We start from the raw sequence: 15,650 nt of genomic DNA on the forward strand, positions 1-15,650 counted from the left end.
CTGCGCCCGGCGTGTCTCAGCCCTCCAGCAGCCGCTGCCCCACGTACTCGCCCTGGGCCGCACCGCCCGGCACCGCGAACAGACCGCTCGACTCATGGCGGATGTACTTCGACAGCGCGTCCCCGCGGTCCAGCTTGCGCTGCACGGTGACGAAACCGCGCAGTGGATCGGCCTGCCAGCAGACGAACAGCAGCCCCGCGTCCGGCACCCCGTCGGCGTCGATGCCGTCGTGGTAGGAGAACGGCCGGCGCAGCATCGCCGCGCCCCCGTTCTGGTCGGGGCGCGTGATCCGGGCGTGGGCGTTGATCGGGACGACGAGATCGCCGTGGGCGTCGGTCTTCTCCAGGTCCATCTCGGCCGTCTCGGTGCCGCCGGACAGGGGGGCCCCGTCGGACTTGCGGCGCCCGATGACCTGCTCCTGGGCCTTGACCGACAACTGCTCCCAGTCGTCGAGGAGCATGCGGATCCGGCGTACGACGGCGTAGGAGCCGTTGGCCATCCAGGCCGGGTCGTTCGAGCCCGACTCCGGCACGAAGATCCGCTTGTCGAAGTCGGCCTCCGTCGGCTTCGGATTGCGGGTGCCGTCCATCTGGCCCATGAGATTCCTGGCCGTCATGGGGTGGACGGTCGCGCCCGGCGTCCGGTTGAAGCCGTTCATCTGCCAGCGGACCTTCGCCGCGCTGCCCGCGTCCTTCTGGATCGCGCGCAGGGCGTGGAAGGCCACCAGGGCGTCGTCCGCCCCGATCTGCACCCACAGGTCCCCGTCGCTGCGGTTCTTGTCGAGCTGGTCCGACGAGAAGTCGGGCAGCGGGTCCAGGGCGACCGGCCGCTGGTTCTCCAGGCCGGTGCGGGCGAAGAAGCTGTGGCCGAAGCCGAAGGTGATCGTGAGCGAGGACGGGCCCGCGTCCCGTGCCACATCCGTGTCGTCCTGCGCCGCGGGCTCGCCCGCCATCAGTCGCCGGGCCGTCTCCGACCAGCGGCGCAGCAGTGCCACGGCCTCCTTGCGGCCCGCGCCGGCCGCGAGGTCGAAGGCGACCAGGTGGCCGCGGGCCTGTAGTCCCTGGGTGATGCCGGGCTGATGTTTCACGTGGAACATCGCCCGGCCGGACCCGATCGAGGACAGCGGGGTGGCCGGCGTGGGAGCCGCGGCATAACCGACGGCCCCACCCGCGGCGCCGACCACCAGCCCGGTGGCCCCGGCGGTGCCCAGCAGCCTGCGTCGCGTCAGGCCCGCGCTGGGCGTCTCGGGGGACAGGGACTTGTCCGGGGCCTTGGGGAGGGTCTGGTCAGACATGGATGGTTCAGCCGATCTGCGCGTTCTTGGAGACGGTCACCTGGTCGATGTCGGAGGTCCGCACGGTCACGGCGATCTGCCATTCGCCGGCCATGGGGATCTGGACTCCGTTCGCCGACCAGTGGCCGGTGGTGATGTGGTCGGGGCTGACAGGCAGCGGCCCGATCTTCTTGGCTTCGAGGGTGAAGGCGACCTGCACCTCGGGCACGTCGAAGGCGCGCCCGTTGGGCCGGGTCACGTAGACGTGCATCTCGTTTGCGCCGGTCCGCGCGGGGTCGATGTCGACGCTGACGACGCCCTTGCCGTCCGTGCCGCCGGTGTCGAAGGACATGTCCAGCGTCACGGCCCCCGAGGTGTCCGACGAGGCCGAGGACGAGGAAGCCGCCGTAGCGGCCTTGGCGTCCTGCTCCGTCCGGCCCGGCTCGGTGGAGGTCAACGCCGTGGTGACGGCGAGCAGGACGACGGCGACGCCGGCCTCGGCGAGCACCGAGCGGCGCAGCCCGAGCCGGTGGGGGTCGGCGTCGCGCCGCCGCTTCTGCCGCGCCGCATCCACGGCGGCCCGCTGCCGCGCGAGCTGAGCGGCCCGCTTGCCGTCCACGGAATCCGACGCGGAGCCGGAACCCGACGCGGAGCCGGAACCCGACGCGGAGCCGGTGCCCGACCCGGACACCACCCCATCATCGTCAGTGCTCCCAGTGGCGCCCTCGGCCTCGTCCCCTGCGGTGCCCTCGGCCCCGTTCTCAGAGAACGCCCGCCTGGCGGCCGGCTCCGTGACCGTGGCGGAGACCTCCGACACCCGCGTCTCCCCCGCGGTCGACGCCTTTCCCGCGGCGAACGCCTTCGCCCCAGCTGTCGCCGTCTCCCCGTCGGCGGTCTCCCCGTCCGCTGCCTCGCCCTGCGCCGTCTCTCCCTGTGGCGTGTTCGCCGGTGCCTTTCGCGCTCGTGTCGTCCTGGTCCCGGTCGTCTCCCCCAGCCGGTCGGTCCACCGCCGTGAGATCCAGGCGAGGCCGACGAGCAGTGCCACGAGGCCGATCTTGATGAGCAGGAGCTGCCCGTAGCGGGTCTCGGTGAAGGCGGACCAGGAGCCGAGCTGGCGCCACGACTGGTAGACGCCGGTCACGACGAGGGCGACGACGCTGCCGAAGGCGACCCGTGAGAACCGGTGGACGGCCGACGTCTCCACCGGGGTGTCACCCCGGTAGAGCGCCACGAGCAGTGCGCCCAGCCCGCCGAGCCAGGTGGCGACGGCCAGCAGATGGACGATGTCCACCGGCATCGCGATGCCCGGCTGGAGCCCGGTGGAGGCGTGCTCGGCCATCGCCCAGCTCGCCGCGAGGCCGGCCGCCACGACGGTCCCACCGACGGCGAGGCCGAAGGTCAGGTCCCGCTTCTCCTCGCCCTCCCGCTTGTCGTACGCGCCGAAGAGCACGGCGATGAACAGCGCGGCCGCGGCGAGCAGCAGCAGCCGGGAGACGAGCGCGGCACCCGTCTTGGTCTGGAGGACGTCCCCGAGCAGTTCGAGGTCGAAGACGTCGCCGACCTTGCCGGAGCCGGTGTAGGAGCCGCGCAGGATCAGCAGGAAGAGTGTGGCGGAGGTGAGCGCGAGCCAGCCGGAGACGACGAGCCGCTGCAGCGCGCGCACACCGCTGCCGCCGGGCCAGCAGCCCAGGACGAACGCGGCCCCGCCGACCATGACGATGAACCCGGCGTACGACAGGTACCGCCCGAAGCCGTACAGCCCGCCGACGACTCCGCCGCCGGCCTCCCGCGCGGTCGCCGGGACGCTGGTCGCGGAGGGGGCGCCGATGGAGAAGGTGTAGGCGCCGGCGACGGGATGGCTGTCGGCGGACACCACCTGGTAGGTCACGGTGTAGGTGCCGTCGGGCAGCCCCGAGTGCAGCGGGACGGCGTAGGTGGTGCCGCCGACCGCGGACGGCTTGCCGGTGTCGACGCGTTTGCCCTTGGGGTCGAGCACGCGCACCGCGTCGGTGCCCGTGGAGACCTGCTCGGAGAAGGTCAGTGAGACCTGGGTGGGCGCCTTGTCGACCACCGTCCCCTGCGCGGGGTCGCTGCCGGTCAGCGCGGCGTGCGCGGAGGCCTGTCCGGCGCCGGCGAGGAGTACGCCGGTGACGGCCAGGAACAGCAGCACCAGCATCCGGATTCTGGGGGCGATGGTCGTGGGCAAGGCGGTCCCTCCCTCAGTTTCCGTTGTCCGGGGTGTAGGTGGCGGATTCCACCGGCATCTCGACCTCGACGGTCCCGGAGTGGGCGAAGTGCAGTTCCACGGTCACCTTCTCGCCCTGCAGCGGCTTCCGCTTCAGCTTCTCGAACATCAGGTGGTCCCCTCCGCTGGCCAGTCGGACCCGGCCGCCCGCCGGTACCTCCAGGGAGTCGACCTCCCGCATGGTTCCGTCGACGGTCTCGTGGACGGTGACGCTGCCCGCGACATCGCTGGTAACGGAGGTCAGCTCGTCCGCGGTGCCGCCCTTGTTGGTGATCGTCAGGAAGCCCGCGGCCATGGAGTCGGAGACCGGTTGCGGCATGTAGGCCGAGCTGACGGACAGCTCGGCCGCCGAGGAGCCGGAACCGGAGCCGCAGCCCGCGAGGACGAGGGCGGCGGTCAGCGCGGCGGCGCGGGCGGCGGACCGCTTCACGGGTTCTGCCCCTTGACGATCCTGGGGAGGTCCTTGGTGTAGTCGTCGACCGTGGCGTCCTCGCCGTAGAGCAGGTAGCCGCCGTCGTTCTTCGGCGAGAAGGCGATGACCTGGGTGCCGTGGGTGGAGACGATCTTGCCGTTCTTGTCCTTGTGCGGCGGCTCGATGGAGATGCCGAGGCTGCGTGCGGCGGTCTGGACGGTGGCGAAGTCACCGGTCAGGCCGACCACCTGGGAGTCGATGCCCTTGAGCCAGGCGCCGAGTGCGGCCGGGGTGTCGCGGTCCGGGTCGGTGGTGACGAACACGACGCGCAGGGCGTCCTGGTCCGCCTTGGACAGCTGCTTCTTCGCGACGGCGATGTTGTTCATCGTCAGCGGGCAGACGTCCGGGCAGTGGGTGTAGCCGAAGTACACCAGCGTCGGCCGGCCCGCGGTCTCCTTGCGGAGGTCGTAGGGCTTGCCCTGGGTGTCGGTCAGTACCAGGTCCGGCTTGGTGAAGGGCTGGTCGAGCACGGTCACGGCCTGCTGCGAGGAGTCCTCGGAGACGACCGCGACAGGGGTGGAGCCGCTGTCACCGCTGTCGTCGCCGGCGCAGGCGGAGAGGGTGAGAGTGGCCGCGGCGAGCAGCGCGGCCGCGGCGAACGTCTTCTTGCGCATAGAGAAATGTCCCAGTTGTGTGAACTCCGGTGCGCACCGGGGGCTCGGGCGGCCCCCGGTGCGCACCGCGGACGAGCAGACCTCAGGAGGCGTCGGTGGCCCGGCGGCGGCCGGCGAGCACGCCGTAGGCCACGCCCGCGGCACCGACGACGATGCCGACGACGCCCAGGACGCGGGCGGTGGTGTCGGTGCCGTCGGAGGAGTCGGAGGCCTCGGTGGTGGTGGCGGCCGGCTCGGCGTCGCCGGACTTCTCGGACGACTCACCGGACGTCTCCTCGGCGGACGCACCGTGGGAGTGACCTTCGTCGGCGGCGGAGAGGGCGAGCACCGGGGCCGGGTTCTCCGGCTCCTCGGCGCCCTCCTTCGGCACCTCGATCCAGCGCACGACCTCCTTGTTGGAGTACGTCTGGATCGCCTTGAAGACGATCTGGTCGGCGTTCTCCGGCAGCGCGCCCACGGAGACCGGGAACTGCTGGACGAAGCCGGGCTCGATGCCCTTGTCCTCGGCGGTCCAGGTCACCTTGGAGACGGCCTCGGCGATCTGTCGGCCGTGCACCTCCAGCGGCTTGGCCAGCTTGCTCTTGGTGATCGTGATCTTCCAGCCCTCGATCTTCTCCGGCATCACCGAGGAGAGCGGGGTGTCGGCCGGGAAGTTGACCTCCAGCCGGGTGGTCGAGGCGTTGTCGCGCTCGTTGGGGACGCGGAAGTTCACGAGGGCGTAGCCGCCCTTGGCGGCGGTGCCCTCCGGCTGCACGCTGACGTGCGCGAAGGCGGGCGAGGACAGGACGAGAACGGCGGAACCGGCGACGCCGACGGCGCCGACGAGGCGAGAGACGTTCAGCACGCGCTTCGAGACAGGCTTCTTCTGGACGGGCTTCATGACGGTGAGCACTCCACTTCGAGTGAGTACGACGGTGAGATGCGTCGTGTGAGATGCGTCGTGTGAGGTACGACGGGTGAGGTACGACCGTGAGGGTCGGGCGTGGACGCGGAAGCGTGCGCACGCGCGCGTGCCGCACGACGGCGGCCGCCCCCTCGTGAAGTGGAGTGCTGGTCGCGTCGTGTCAGGCAGCGAGGCCGAGGCCGGTGGCGGCCGGTGGGCCGCGCCTGATCACCGTGTGCTGGAGCGCCTCGGCGGGCGGCTTGGGGGAAGGGAGCAGTGCGGTGCGCGGAACGCGCGGACCCGTCTGGGGCAGGGCGGGCAGTCCGGCGAGCAGGGCGCGCACCAGGGCGAGCGCTCCGCGCAGGGACCGTACGCACGCGGCCTCGGCGACACCGTGCGTGGACAGGTGGGTCAGCCGCAGCAGGGCCGAGTCGCCGCGCCGCAGCAGCCATCCGGTGGCGACGGCCGCCAGGACGTGACCGAGCAGCATCGGCAGGGAGGGCAGCAGCGACATCGACGAGCCCGCGGTGCCGGCCATGGCGTCGGCCGGATGGTGCATGGACCCCATGCCGCTACCGGCGCCGTCTCCGGCCGGCTGGAGCCGGGCCTCGACCAGGATCTTCTGCGCCTGTGCGGGGTTCAAGGCCGCGGCGGTGGCCCCGCACACGAGCCGTGCCGCCCGTTGGACCAGCGCGGCGTCGGAGGTGGCGGTCGTGGTCGACGCGGCGGCCGCCGTACCGTGCTGCCCGAGGCCGAACAGCGTGTGCAGGACGGCCTGACCGACGGCGAGCAGGGCCGCGATGCCCGGCAGTGAACGTTCGCGCCCGGCGAGCGGCAGAACGACCGCGAGGGCCCCCAGGAATCCGGCGCCCAGCGTCCACAGGGGGACGGCGGCGCAGGCGGCCAGGGTGTGACCGGCCCCGGCCAGCACGACGCAGACCGCGGCGAACACCGCGGCCCGCAGCAGCCGGAGAGTGCCTCCGGAGTGCGCCGTGCGCTGGTGGGGGTCAGTCATGGCGGGCTCATCATCGCACTGGCCGGAGGGCGGCCGTACGTCAGGTCCGCGAGACCGCCCGACCCGGAAGATCACCTTCTGATACGACGGGTATGACTGATGCCCCTGAGTCACGCATACACCGTTTTTTGTGGCCCACACATCCCCCATATGGGCGGCGTCTCACGGAATTCGCGCTTACTTACGGTTCATGGCGGTAATACGTATCGGTATGTCGAGCCGCGGCCTGGAGGCTGGAGCATGAGCATCTGGTGGTCACTCCATCTGCGGCGCGAGGCTGCGAGCGTGCCGCTGGCCCGCCGCCTGCTGCTCGGCACGATGGAGACGGCGGGTGTCGACCCCGACGTCTCGTACGACCTCTCCGTCGCCCTGAGCGAGGCCTGCGCCAACGCCGTCGAGCACGGCGGGAAGAGCGCGGCGCACGGCGGCTGTGCGGAGGCCTACCGGGTCACCGCCTATCTCGACGGCGAGAAGTGCCGTATCGAGGTCGCCGACTCGGGCCCCGGTTTCACGGCCGAATGTCCCGCCCCCACCCACGCCCGCGCGGACGCCGAGGCGGGCCGCGGCCTGTACCTCATCCGGGAACTCGCCGACCACGTCCACTTCGGCAACGAGCCGGGCCGCGGTGGGGCCGTGGTGAGCTTCGACAAGATCCTCAAGTGGCGCAACGGCGCCCCCCTCATGGCGGTCTGAGCAGCCGTCGGCGGCCCGCTCCGGCCCCGCGGCACTCACAGCCGTTTGCCAGCCGCCGCTCACGTCCCTGACGGGTGGCGTCCCTACCTTTCGTGTACATGACGGGAAACCACAAGGACACCTCCATCACCCGGCGCCGCGCCCTCGCGGTGACCGGTGGCACGGTCGCGGCCGGCGGCCTCGCCGTCGCCGGCTACCAGTCGGCGTTCGCCGACACCACGACGGGAACGGAAGCGACGACGGCCGCCACCACGGCGTCGGCGACCTCGACCGGCGGCACCTGCATGACGCTGATGTCGAGCGTCACCGAGGGGCCGTACTACCTCGACGGTGCCTTGGTGCGCAAGGACATCACCGAGGGCAAGAGCGGCGTCCCGCTGACCCTGCGCCTGACCGTCGTGGACGCCACCGACGGATGCACCCCGGTCCCCGGCGCGGCCGTGGAGATCTGGCACTGCGACGCGTGGGGCTACTACTCCGGCTACACCACCGCCAACCCGGGCGGCTCGGCCCCGGCCGAGAGCGAGGACGGGTCGACCGCCGACGACGGCACCTACCTGCGTGGCTACCAGATCGCCAACGCCAACGGAGTCGTCAAGTTCGAGACGATCTTCCCCGGCTGGTACACGCCCCGCACCTGCCACATCCACCTCAAGGTCCACACCGGCGGCGAGAAGGAGGACGGCACCTACGAGGGCGGCAAGGTCAACCACACCGGCCAGCTGTTCTTCGCCGACGACATCGCCGAGGAGATCTTCACGCTGGCGCCCTACGCCCGGCACTCCGGCACCTACACCAGGCTCGACGACGACATGGTCTACGACGGTGGCGGCGCCTCCAGCGGCCTGCTCACCCTCAAGCCCGTCAAGAAGGCCGACCCCTCCAAGGGCTACAAGGGCTCCCTGACCCTCGGCGTGGACCCGGACGCCGAGAGCACCGGCGCCGGCAGCGGCGGTGGCGGCACTCCCCCGACCGGCACCCCGCCTAGCGGAGCCCCGACCGGCACCCCGCCGAGCGGAGCCCCCACGGCCTCCGCGTCCTCGTAGGGCACGGCGATGACCAGCCGCGAGGACGAGACGCTCGCGCGGGCGGCCGTGGCCGCGCTGACCGGCCAGCTGACCCTGGCTCCCAAACCCGGGCTGCCCGATCCGCGCGACCTCGCCGCCCGCGTCACCCGCCGCGACCACCGTGGGCTGCGCTGGTCGGCGAAGGCGCTCGCGCCCGGCCTCGCGGCGATGGCGGCCGCCGCCCGCCGCACCGGTGAACCCACACCGCGGCTGCGGGCCGAACTGGGCGCGATCGGGCGGTGCGCCGAGCACTCGGTGGGGCTGGCCGGCGGCGGCCACCGGGGCGCGCTGTGGACCCTCGGGCTGCTGGTGTCGGCGGCCGCGCTGGACCCGCGGGCGCGGGGCGCCGAGGTCACCCACACCGCCAAGCGCATCGCCGCGCACACCGACCGGGGCGCCCCGCGCCGCCCGACGCGCGGCTCGACGGTGTCGGCGACGTACGGCGCGGCCGGCGCCCGGGGCGAGGCGCGGGCCGGGTTCCCGCACGTCCGGCGGGCACTGACCGCCCTCGCCGAAGCCCGCTCGGCCGGTGCCGACGAGGCCGCGGCGCGGCTCGACGCCCTGCTCACCGTCATATCCACGCTCCAGGACACCGAACTCCTGCACACGGCGGGTCCGGTGGGCCTGCGGCACGTCCAGGCGGGCGCCCGCGGCGTCCTGGAGGCGGGCGGCGCCGGGACGGAGGCGGGCCGCACGGCCCTGGCCGCGCTCGACACCGACCTCCACGCACGCGCGTGGAGCCCCCGCGGCAGCGCCGGCCTGCTGGCGGGCGCGCTGTTCGTGGATGCCTTGCCGATCACGCTGCGGGGGGCCGGCTGAGTGCTGGCGACCGAGCGGTGTCGAGTCGCCCGGCTTCCCCTTCGCGCCGGGCGGTAGCCGACCACCCGGCCTGCTGGCGGGCGCGCGGTTCGTGGACTTCCTGCCGATCACGCTGCGCAGGGCCGGCTGAGCGGTGTCGACCGAGCGGTGCCGGGCCCTCCGCCCCTCCCGCCCGGCGCCACTGCCGGGCGGGGCCGGCGCCGTCTTCATCGAGCGCGCACGGATCCGGGGGCGCTGGCGGCACAGCCGGCCAGTCGGCCAGCCCGCCAGTCGGCCAGCCCGCCAGGCCGCCAGGCCGCCAGCCGGCCTACTGGCTGGCGCGCGGTTAGTGGACTCCCTGCCGATCACGCTGCGGGCCGGCTGAGCGGTGCCGGCCGAGCGATGTCGAGCCCTCCGGCCTCCTCCGCGAGCCTTCCGGCCTCCCCCGCCCGCCCGGCGGCAGCCCACCGTGCCGCCGGGCCCATCGCGTACGACGCCGCCAGGGTCAGTCCGCCCAGCAGCAGCCAGCCCGGCGTCCCCCACTCGACGAGGAGGGCGGTCAGCACCAGCGGGCCGAGCGTGCGGGCGACGGTGACCCCGGTGCCGAACAGCCCCTGGTACTCGCCCACGCGGTCGGCCGGAGCCAGGTCGAACGACAACTGCCAGGAGCCCGCCGACTGCCCCATCTCCGCCGCCACCTGGAGCACCGCCCCCACCACCAGGACACCCGCCGCCACCCACGCCGAGGCCCCCGCCGACAACGCGAACACGGCGCAGGCGGCACACATCACCCACCCCGAACGCCGCAACACGCGCGTGGCGCCGACCAGACCGGTGACGCCCCGCGCGGCCCGCACCTGGAACACCGTCACCGCCGCGGTGTTGAGCACGAACAGGGCGGACACCAGCCAGGCCGGCGCCCCGGTCCGCTCGGTGATCCACAGCGGCAGCACCAGGCTCAGCAGCGGCAGGCGCAACAGCAGCACGGTGTTCAGCAGCGCGACGACCGTGTACGGCCGGTCGCGCAGCACGCCGAGGCCGCCGCGCGGGCGGACCGGCACGGAGGCGACGCGGGGCAGCCCGAGGAGCAGCACCGCGCACACGAGGAAGCTCACCGCGTCGACCGCGAACACGGTGAGATACGCCGCCCGCGTACCGGCGTGCAGCGCGAGCCCGCCGAGCCCGGCCCCCACCGCGAGGCCGGCGTTCAGCGTCGACTGAAGACGGGCCAGCAGTCCGGTCCGCTCCCCGGTGGGTACCAGTCCGGCCAGCAGCGCCTGCCGGGCCGCCGCCAGTCCGGACTGCGCGGCCGCGTACGCGCAGGCCGCCAGCACGAACGGCAGGAAGCCGCCCACGAGCGTGAAGGACGCCACCGCCAGCGCGGTCGCCAGCGCCAGCAGCACCGACGTACCCCGCGGTCCGCGCCGGTCGGCCAGTCGGCCCAGTGGCAGTCCGGCCAGTGAGCCGACCGCCCAGCCGATGGTCAGTCCGAGCCCCACGCGCGCGGGGGCGAGACCGACGACCTGGGTGAAGTAGAGCGCCGACGTCGTGTAGTAGGCGCCGTCGCCGACGGAGTTGCTCAACTGGGCCAGGGTGAGCAGGCGCTGCGGCGGATTCTTCGTCATGCTCACGAAGGTAGGGGCCCGGTGGGTCCGTCAGTAGGACCAATCCGGGACTGCCTCATGGGCCCAATGGGCGAGACGCCGATGGCCGCTCAGGCTCCGTCCAGCACTTTCACCAGGACGTCCAGCGCCTCCGGGTAGGCCCGCTCCCGCGGCGTCCCGTACCCCACCACCAGCCCCTGCGGCCGTCCCCCGGTGTCCTCGCGCGCGTGCCAGTGGTCGCCGAGCCGGCCGACCGCGAGGCCCTCGGCCTCCGCCCGCTCCAGCACGTCGGCCTCGTCGCGGACCTCGACCAGCGCGTGCAGTCCGGCCGCGATGCCGCGCACACCGCGGCGCGCCCCCAGCCGCTCGAGGAGCAGGTCCCTGCGCCGCCGGTAGCGCAGCCGGCACGCGCGCACGTGACGGTCGTAGGCGTGGCCGCGGATCAGTTCGGTGAGAGCCAGCTGGCCGATGGTCTCGGTGTGGTGGTCGCTGTGCAGCTTGGCGTCGGCGACGGCGTCGACGAGGTGCGGCGGCAGCACCATCCAGCCCAGCCGCAGCGCGGGCCCGAGGGTCTTGGAAGCGGTGCCGAGATAGGCCACCTGTCCCGGGGCCATCCCCTGGAGCGCGCCGACGGGCTGCCGGTCGTAGCGGAACTCGCCGTCGTAGTCGTCCTCGACGATCAGCGCGCCGCGCGCGCGTGCCCAGTCCGTCAGCGCCCGCCGCCGTTCGGGGTGCAGCGTCACACCGGTCGGGTACTGGTGCGCGGGCGTGACGACCAGCGCGCCGAGATCGCCCAGTCCCCGTGGACACACCCCGCGCTCGTCCACCGGCACCGGCACCACGTGCCCGCCGTTGCGCCGTACTACCTCCCGGTGGAACGGCAGCCCGGGGTCCTCCATGCCCACCGGCGCACCCTCCAGCGCGCGCGTGAGCAGCGCGAGCCCCTGCACGTACCCGGAGGTGATCACGATCCGTTCCGGCGGCGCGATGACGCCGCGCGCCCGCCCCAGATAGCCCGACAGCGCCGTCCGCAGCTCTGGCCGGCCGCGTGGATCGCCGTAGTCGTAGGCCAGTGAGGGTGCCGTGGCGATCGCGCGGCGCAGGGCGCGCAGCCAGGCCGCCGCCGGGAAGGCGCCGACGTCCGGGCTGCCGGGCCGCAGGTCGAAGCGGGGTTCACGGGTGCGTGCGGCGGTGGCGGGCGGTTCGGCGGCGGTGGCGGGCAGCGCGGCGACCCGGGTGCCCGAACCCTGGCGCGCGGTCAGGTACCCCTCGGCGACCAGCTGGTCGTAGGCGGCCTTGACGGTGTTGCGCGAGATGCCGACCTCGGTCGCGAGCCGCCGGGTGGCCGGCAGGCGGGTGCCGGGCGCCAGCCGCCCGCCCCGCACGGCGTCCCGGAGCGCCCGTTCCAGCCCGGCCCGCCGCCCCTCGTTGCCGTCGGTCTCCAGATGCAGGTCGACGCCGACCCCGGACCAGAAGTCGTCCACGAAGCCCTCCCCCTAGGTACGTGAAGCGGACACGGCGATGGCCGGGCACCTCACCGGTACCCGGCCATCGACGCCGTATCAGCCCTTGAGCGAGGCCATCCACGCCTCGACCTCGGCGGACCGTCGCGGCAGTCCGTCGGACAGGTTACGGTTCCCGTCCGCCGTCACCAGGATGTCGTCCTCGATCCGGACGCCGATGCCGCGGTACTCCTCCGGCACGGTCAGGTCGTCGGCCTGGAAGTACAGCCCCGGCTCGACGGTCAGCACCATGCCCGGCTCCAGCGTCCCGTCGACGTACGACTCCACGCGCGCGGCGGCGCAGTCGTGGACGTCCATGCCGAGCATGTGACCGGTGCCGTGCAGCGTCCAACGGCGTTGCAGGCCCAGCTCCAGCACCCGCTCCACGGGCCCCTCGACCAGGCCCCACTCGACGAGCCGCTCGGCCAGCACCCGCTGTGCGGCGTCGTGGAAGTCGCGGTACTTGCCGCCCGGCCGGACCGCTTCGATGCCGGCCTCCTGGGCGTCGTACACGGCGTCGTAGATCTTCTTCTGGATCTCGCTGAAGCGGCCGTTGACCGGCAGCGTGCGCGTGACGTCGGCGGTGTAGTACGTGTGCGTCTCGACGCCCGCGTCCAGCAGCAGCAGGTCGCCCGAGCGCACCGGCCCGTCGTTGCGCACCCAGTGCAGGGTGCAGGCGTGCGGGCCGGCGGCGGCGATGGTGCCGTAGCCGACGTCGTTGCCCTCCACGCGCGCGCGGAGGAAGAACGTGCCCTCGATGTAGCGCTCGCTCGTCGCCTCGGCCCTGTCGAGGACCTTCACGACGTCCTCGAAGCCGCGGACCGTGGAGTCGACGGCCTTCTGCAGCTCGCCGATCTCGAACGCGTCCTTGACCAGGCGGGCCTCGGAGAGGAAGACGCGCAGTTCCTCGTCGCGTTCGGCGGTGACCTTGTCGGTCAGCGCGGCCTCGACGCCGGCGTCGTGCCCGCGGACGACCCGCACCGGGCCGGTGGCCTCGCGCAGCAGGCCGGCCAGCTCGCGCACGTCGGCCGCGGGGATGCCGTACAGCTTCTCGGCCTCGGTGAGGGAGTGCCGGCGGCCGACCCACAGCTCGCCCTGGCCGGAGAGCCAGAACTCGCCGTTCTCGCGGTCGGAGCGCGGCAGGAGGTAGATCGTGGCGACGTGGCCCTCGCCCCTGGGCTCCAGGACCAGGACGCCGTCCTCGGTCTGGTTGCCGGTGAGGTAGGCGTACTCGACCGAGGCGCGGAAGGCGTACTCCGTGTCGTTCGAGCGGGTCTTCAGGTTGCCGGCGGGGATCACCAGGCGCTCGCCCGGGAAGCGGGCGGAGAGCGCGGCGCGGCGGGCGGCGGTCTCGGCGGCCTGGGCGATCGGCTCCAGGTCACGCAGCTCGGTGTCGGCCCAGCCGGACTTCATGTTCTCGGCCAGCTCGTCGGACACGCCCGGGTACAGGCCGTTCTTGCGCTCCTTGATGGGCTCTTCTTCAGCGGTCTCCGGGGTCTCCGGAATCTCTTCCGCCACGGTCATCCTCCTTGGTACGGCACTGTGCCCCCTCCATCGTACGGTCGTACAGAAGGGGGCACAGGGGCGAATGACCTCTTACCGTCCCCGGTAGGGAACGTGCCGGGGACCCTGTTCCGGTCCTCACTCGAAGCGTGCCGCGAGCAGGACGATGTCCTCCGCGCTGTCGGCCGCGTCCAGCCCCTCCGGCAGCACCGCGCGCAGCACGTGGTCGGCGACCGCGCCCGGGTCGTGGCGGACCGACCGGGGAACCCCGGCCGCGGCCGCGTGCAGCCGGGCGAAGGCGCGGTCGGTGGGGTCGCCGGTACGGTGCAGCAGCCCGTCCGTGTAGAGCAGCACCGTTTCGCCGGCCTCGGCGTCCAGTTCCACGCTCGGCGCCTCCCAGCAGGCCAGCATGCCCAGCGGGGCGGACACGGACGTCTCGACGAACTCCGTGCGGCGCTCGCCCACCAGCAGCGGCGGGCAGTGCCCGGCCCCGGCGAGCGTGATCCTGCGCAGCGCGGGCTCGCAGTAGGCGAACAGCGCGGTGGCCGAACGCGCGGGTTCGGTCAGCCGCAGCAGCAGCTCCAGGTCGGACAGGACGGCGACCGGGTCCTCGCCCTCCATCACGGCGTACGCCCGCAGTGAGGCACGCAGCCGGCCCATCGCCGCGACGGCGCTCGGCCCGGACCCGGTGACGGAGCCGACGGCGAGGCCCAGCGCCGCGTCGGGCAGCGGAAGGGCGTCGTACCAGTCGCCGCCGCCACGCGGGCCGGTGCGGTGCCGGGCGGCGAGCTGGACCCCGGCCACCCTCGGCAGTCGTGAGGGCAGCAGCTCCTCGGTGATCGTCGCCACGCACGCGCGCGTGCGCTCGAGTTCCACGAGGCGCGCGAGGTGCTCGGCGGCGTAGCGGGCGTACAGACCGACCAGGTGGCGCCGGCGCTCGTCCGGCTGGGCGGGTTCGTCGTAGAGCCAGACGGCGGCGCCCAGACGGTTGGCGTGCGCACCCCCGGCCAGGGGCAGGGCATAGCTGGCGGCGTAGCCGAGGCGGGCGGCCACCTCGCGGTGTCGGGGGTCGAGTCCGTCCTCGGAGAACAGGTCGGGTTCCGCGATCTCGCCGTCGCCGCCGGGCAGTCCGTCCAGGATGCGGCCGTAGGACATCGAGCTGCGCGGCACCGTCTCGATGTGGCCGAGGTCGGCGCGGCCGAGGCCGAGGCCGATCGTGGTGTCGGGGCCGAGGCCGTCGGCGGGTTCCAGTACGACGAGTCCGCGCCGGGCTCCCACCAGGGCGGATCCGGCGCGCAGCAGTTCCTGGAGGGCGTCGGGCAGGGTGGCCGTACCGGCCAGGCGTTCGGTGAGTTCGTGGAGTGTCGTGAGATCGGAGACCCAGCCGGCCAGCCGGTCCTGGAGGAGGACTCCCGCGCCGGTGGGGACCGGTGGGGCGGCCGGGGTGGCGGGCGCGGGCGCGACAGTGTGTGCGGGCGAGGGAACCGTCGAATCGATTCCAGCCACTTTCGGGGGGTGAGGGGCCTTCATGGTGTCCGGCTCTCGGACCGGTGCGTATTGCTCAAAGGCATCGCAAACCCCCATGTCGTTCTGCGCCGCTAGCGGTGTCTCCACATGTACACGCACTCGTGAGGGGATGTCCAGCATTGTCCTGCTGGGATTGCTGGTGTCCGTGGGGTCGGCGGGTTTGTCGGTCACGCTTTGTCCGGCTCCCTTGCGTCATGGCAAAGTTGGCTTAAAACTGCCTCGGGTAACGGGTGTTTGCGGTCGACTGGGTTTGCTCCACGGAGCGTCACAGCGGTCGTGATGGGTACGTACTCGGTAAGGACCTAGGGGTCGTTGGGAGCCACCGGAACCTGGTGACCCGCCCCGGCGTCCTAGCCACCGACGACCGTGCCCCATCCTCCCGTGGTGGAGGCGGAGAGAAATACCCGGACGGCAAAACGCCAGACTTCGCCACCCCACGCCAGGCCCATGCTCA

General features: G+C 73.0%; 13 protein-coding genes. 3 read left to right on the forward strand and 10 right to left on the reverse strand.

What is annotated here, in order from left to right:
• Positions 1-16: 16 nt before the first annotated feature.
• The 6 genes from efeB to ACFYO5_RS26950 all read right to left on the reverse strand — a co-directional run bounded on the left by efeB (position 17) and on the right by ACFYO5_RS26950 (position 6,502).
• Entirely contained in the window at positions 17-1,294 is a 1,278-nt protein-coding gene (efeB, locus tag ACFYO5_RS26925; protein ID WP_388713332.1) for an iron uptake transporter deferrochelatase/peroxidase subunit, read from the reverse strand.
• A gap of 7 nt (positions 1,295-1,301) precedes the next feature.
• Positions 1,302-3,479 carry a copper resistance CopC/CopD family protein gene (locus tag ACFYO5_RS26930; protein ID WP_388713335.1) on the reverse strand — a complete coding sequence of 726 codons (2,178 nt, stop codon included), beginning with the start codon at positions 3,477-3,479 and terminating at the stop codon, positions 1,302-1,304.
• Between the two features lie 13 nt (positions 3,480-3,492).
• On the reverse strand, positions 3,493-3,948 hold the full coding sequence (locus tag ACFYO5_RS26935) for a copper chaperone PCu(A)C (RefSeq protein ID WP_388713339.1): 456 nt from the start codon (positions 3,946-3,948) through the stop codon (positions 3,493-3,495).
• The gene (locus ACFYO5_RS26940; protein ID WP_388713342.1) at positions 3,945-4,604 is read right to left on the reverse strand and encodes an SCO family protein; all 660 of its coding nucleotides are present in this window, start codon (positions 4,602-4,604) and stop codon (positions 3,945-3,947) included. The genes ACFYO5_RS26935 and ACFYO5_RS26940 overlap by 4 nt, the downstream gene beginning before the upstream one ends.
• Before the next feature lie 82 nt (positions 4,605-4,686).
• Positions 4,687-5,445: a YcnI family protein gene (locus ACFYO5_RS26945; RefSeq protein ID WP_388713699.1), complete on the reverse strand. Its 759-nt coding sequence runs from the start codon at positions 5,443-5,445 to the stop codon at positions 4,687-4,689.
• Positions 5,446-5,668: 223 nt separating this feature from the next.
• On the reverse strand, positions 5,669-6,502 hold the full coding sequence (locus tag ACFYO5_RS26950; RefSeq protein ID WP_388713345.1) for a hypothetical protein: 834 nt from the start codon (positions 6,500-6,502) through the stop codon (positions 5,669-5,671).
• A 240-nt stretch (positions 6,503-6,742) separates the two neighbouring features.
• On the opposite strand from ACFYO5_RS26950, the gene ACFYO5_RS26955 reads away from it, so the two are divergent.
• The 3 genes from ACFYO5_RS26955 (at position 6,743) to ACFYO5_RS26965 (ending at position 9,081) form a co-directional block, all read left to right on the forward strand.
• Positions 6,743-7,195 (forward strand): ATP-binding protein, encoded by a 453-nt coding sequence (locus ACFYO5_RS26955; RefSeq protein ID WP_356569952.1) that lies wholly within the window; start codon positions 6,743-6,745, stop codon positions 7,193-7,195.
• A 98-nt stretch (positions 7,196-7,293) separates the two neighbouring features.
• Positions 7,294-8,241 carry an intradiol ring-cleavage dioxygenase gene (locus tag ACFYO5_RS26960; protein ID WP_388713349.1) on the forward strand — a complete coding sequence of 316 codons (948 nt, stop codon included), beginning with the start codon at positions 7,294-7,296 and terminating at the stop codon, positions 8,239-8,241.
• Between the two features lie 9 nt (positions 8,242-8,250).
• Positions 8,251-9,081 (forward strand): triphosphoribosyl-dephospho-CoA synthase, encoded by an 831-nt coding sequence (locus tag ACFYO5_RS26965; RefSeq protein WP_388713352.1) that lies wholly within the window; start codon positions 8,251-8,253, stop codon positions 9,079-9,081.
• Positions 9,082-9,425: 344 nt separating this feature from the next.
• On the opposite strand, the gene ACFYO5_RS26970 is transcribed toward ACFYO5_RS26965, so the two are convergent.
• From ACFYO5_RS26970 to ACFYO5_RS26985, 4 genes are all read right to left on the reverse strand, one after another.
• Positions 9,426-10,685, reverse strand: coding sequence for an MFS transporter (locus tag ACFYO5_RS26970; RefSeq protein ID WP_388713355.1), 1,260 nt, complete (start codon positions 10,683-10,685; stop codon positions 9,426-9,428).
• A gap of 89 nt (positions 10,686-10,774) precedes the next feature.
• Positions 10,775-12,148 (reverse strand): PLP-dependent aminotransferase family protein, encoded by a 1,374-nt coding sequence (locus ACFYO5_RS26975; RefSeq protein WP_388713358.1) that lies wholly within the window; start codon positions 12,146-12,148, stop codon positions 10,775-10,777.
• A gap of 78 nt (positions 12,149-12,226) precedes the next feature.
• Entirely contained in the window at positions 12,227-13,690 is a 1,464-nt protein-coding gene (locus ACFYO5_RS26980; RefSeq protein ID WP_388713361.1) for an aminopeptidase P family protein, read from the reverse strand.
• Positions 13,691-13,807: 117 nt separating this feature from the next.
• Complete coding sequence (locus ACFYO5_RS26985) at positions 13,808-15,316, reverse strand: PP2C family protein-serine/threonine phosphatase (RefSeq protein ID WP_388713702.1); 1,509 nt, start codon at positions 15,314-15,316, stop codon at positions 13,808-13,810.
• Positions 15,317-15,650 lie beyond the last annotated feature (334 nt).

The sequence above is a fragment of the Streptomyces sp. NPDC006259 genome (genome assembly GCF_042870975.1).
In the GTDB taxonomy this organism is placed as follows: domain Bacteria; phylum Actinomycetota; class Actinomycetes; order Streptomycetales; family Streptomycetaceae; genus Streptomyces.

What these genes read in the sequence shown, in the direction of transcription:
- ACFYO5_RS26950 (WP_388713345.1), bottom strand. Translation starts at nt 6,502, where the DNA reads ATGACTGACCCCCACCAGCGCACGGCGCACTCCGGAGGCACTCTCCGG.
- ACFYO5_RS26940 (WP_388713342.1), bottom strand. Translation starts at nt 4,604, where the DNA reads ATGCGCAAGAAGACGTTCGCCGCGGCCGCGCTGCTCGCCGCGGCCACT.
- ACFYO5_RS26985 (WP_388713702.1), bottom strand. Translation starts at nt 15,316, where the DNA reads ATGCTGGACATCCCCTCACGAGTGCGTGTACATGTGGAGACACCGCTA.
- efeB (WP_388713332.1), bottom strand. Translation starts at nt 1,294, where the DNA reads ATGTCTGACCAGACCCTCCCCAAGGCCCCGGACAAGTCCCTGTCCCCC.
- ACFYO5_RS26955 (WP_356569952.1), top strand. Translation starts at nt 6,743, where the DNA reads ATGAGCATCTGGTGGTCACTCCATCTGCGGCGCGAGGCTGCGAGCGTG.
- ACFYO5_RS26965 (WP_388713352.1), top strand. Translation starts at nt 8,251, where the DNA reads ATGACCAGCCGCGAGGACGAGACGCTCGCGCGGGCGGCCGTGGCCGCG.
- ACFYO5_RS26970 (WP_388713355.1), bottom strand. Translation starts at nt 10,685, where the DNA reads ATGACGAAGAATCCGCCGCAGCGCCTGCTCACCCTGGCCCAGTTGAGC.
- ACFYO5_RS26980 (WP_388713361.1), bottom strand. Translation starts at nt 13,690, where the DNA reads ATGACCGTGGCGGAAGAGATTCCGGAGACCCCGGAGACCGCTGAAGAA.
- ACFYO5_RS26960 (WP_388713349.1), top strand. Translation starts at nt 7,294, where the DNA reads ATGACGGGAAACCACAAGGACACCTCCATCACCCGGCGCCGCGCCCTC.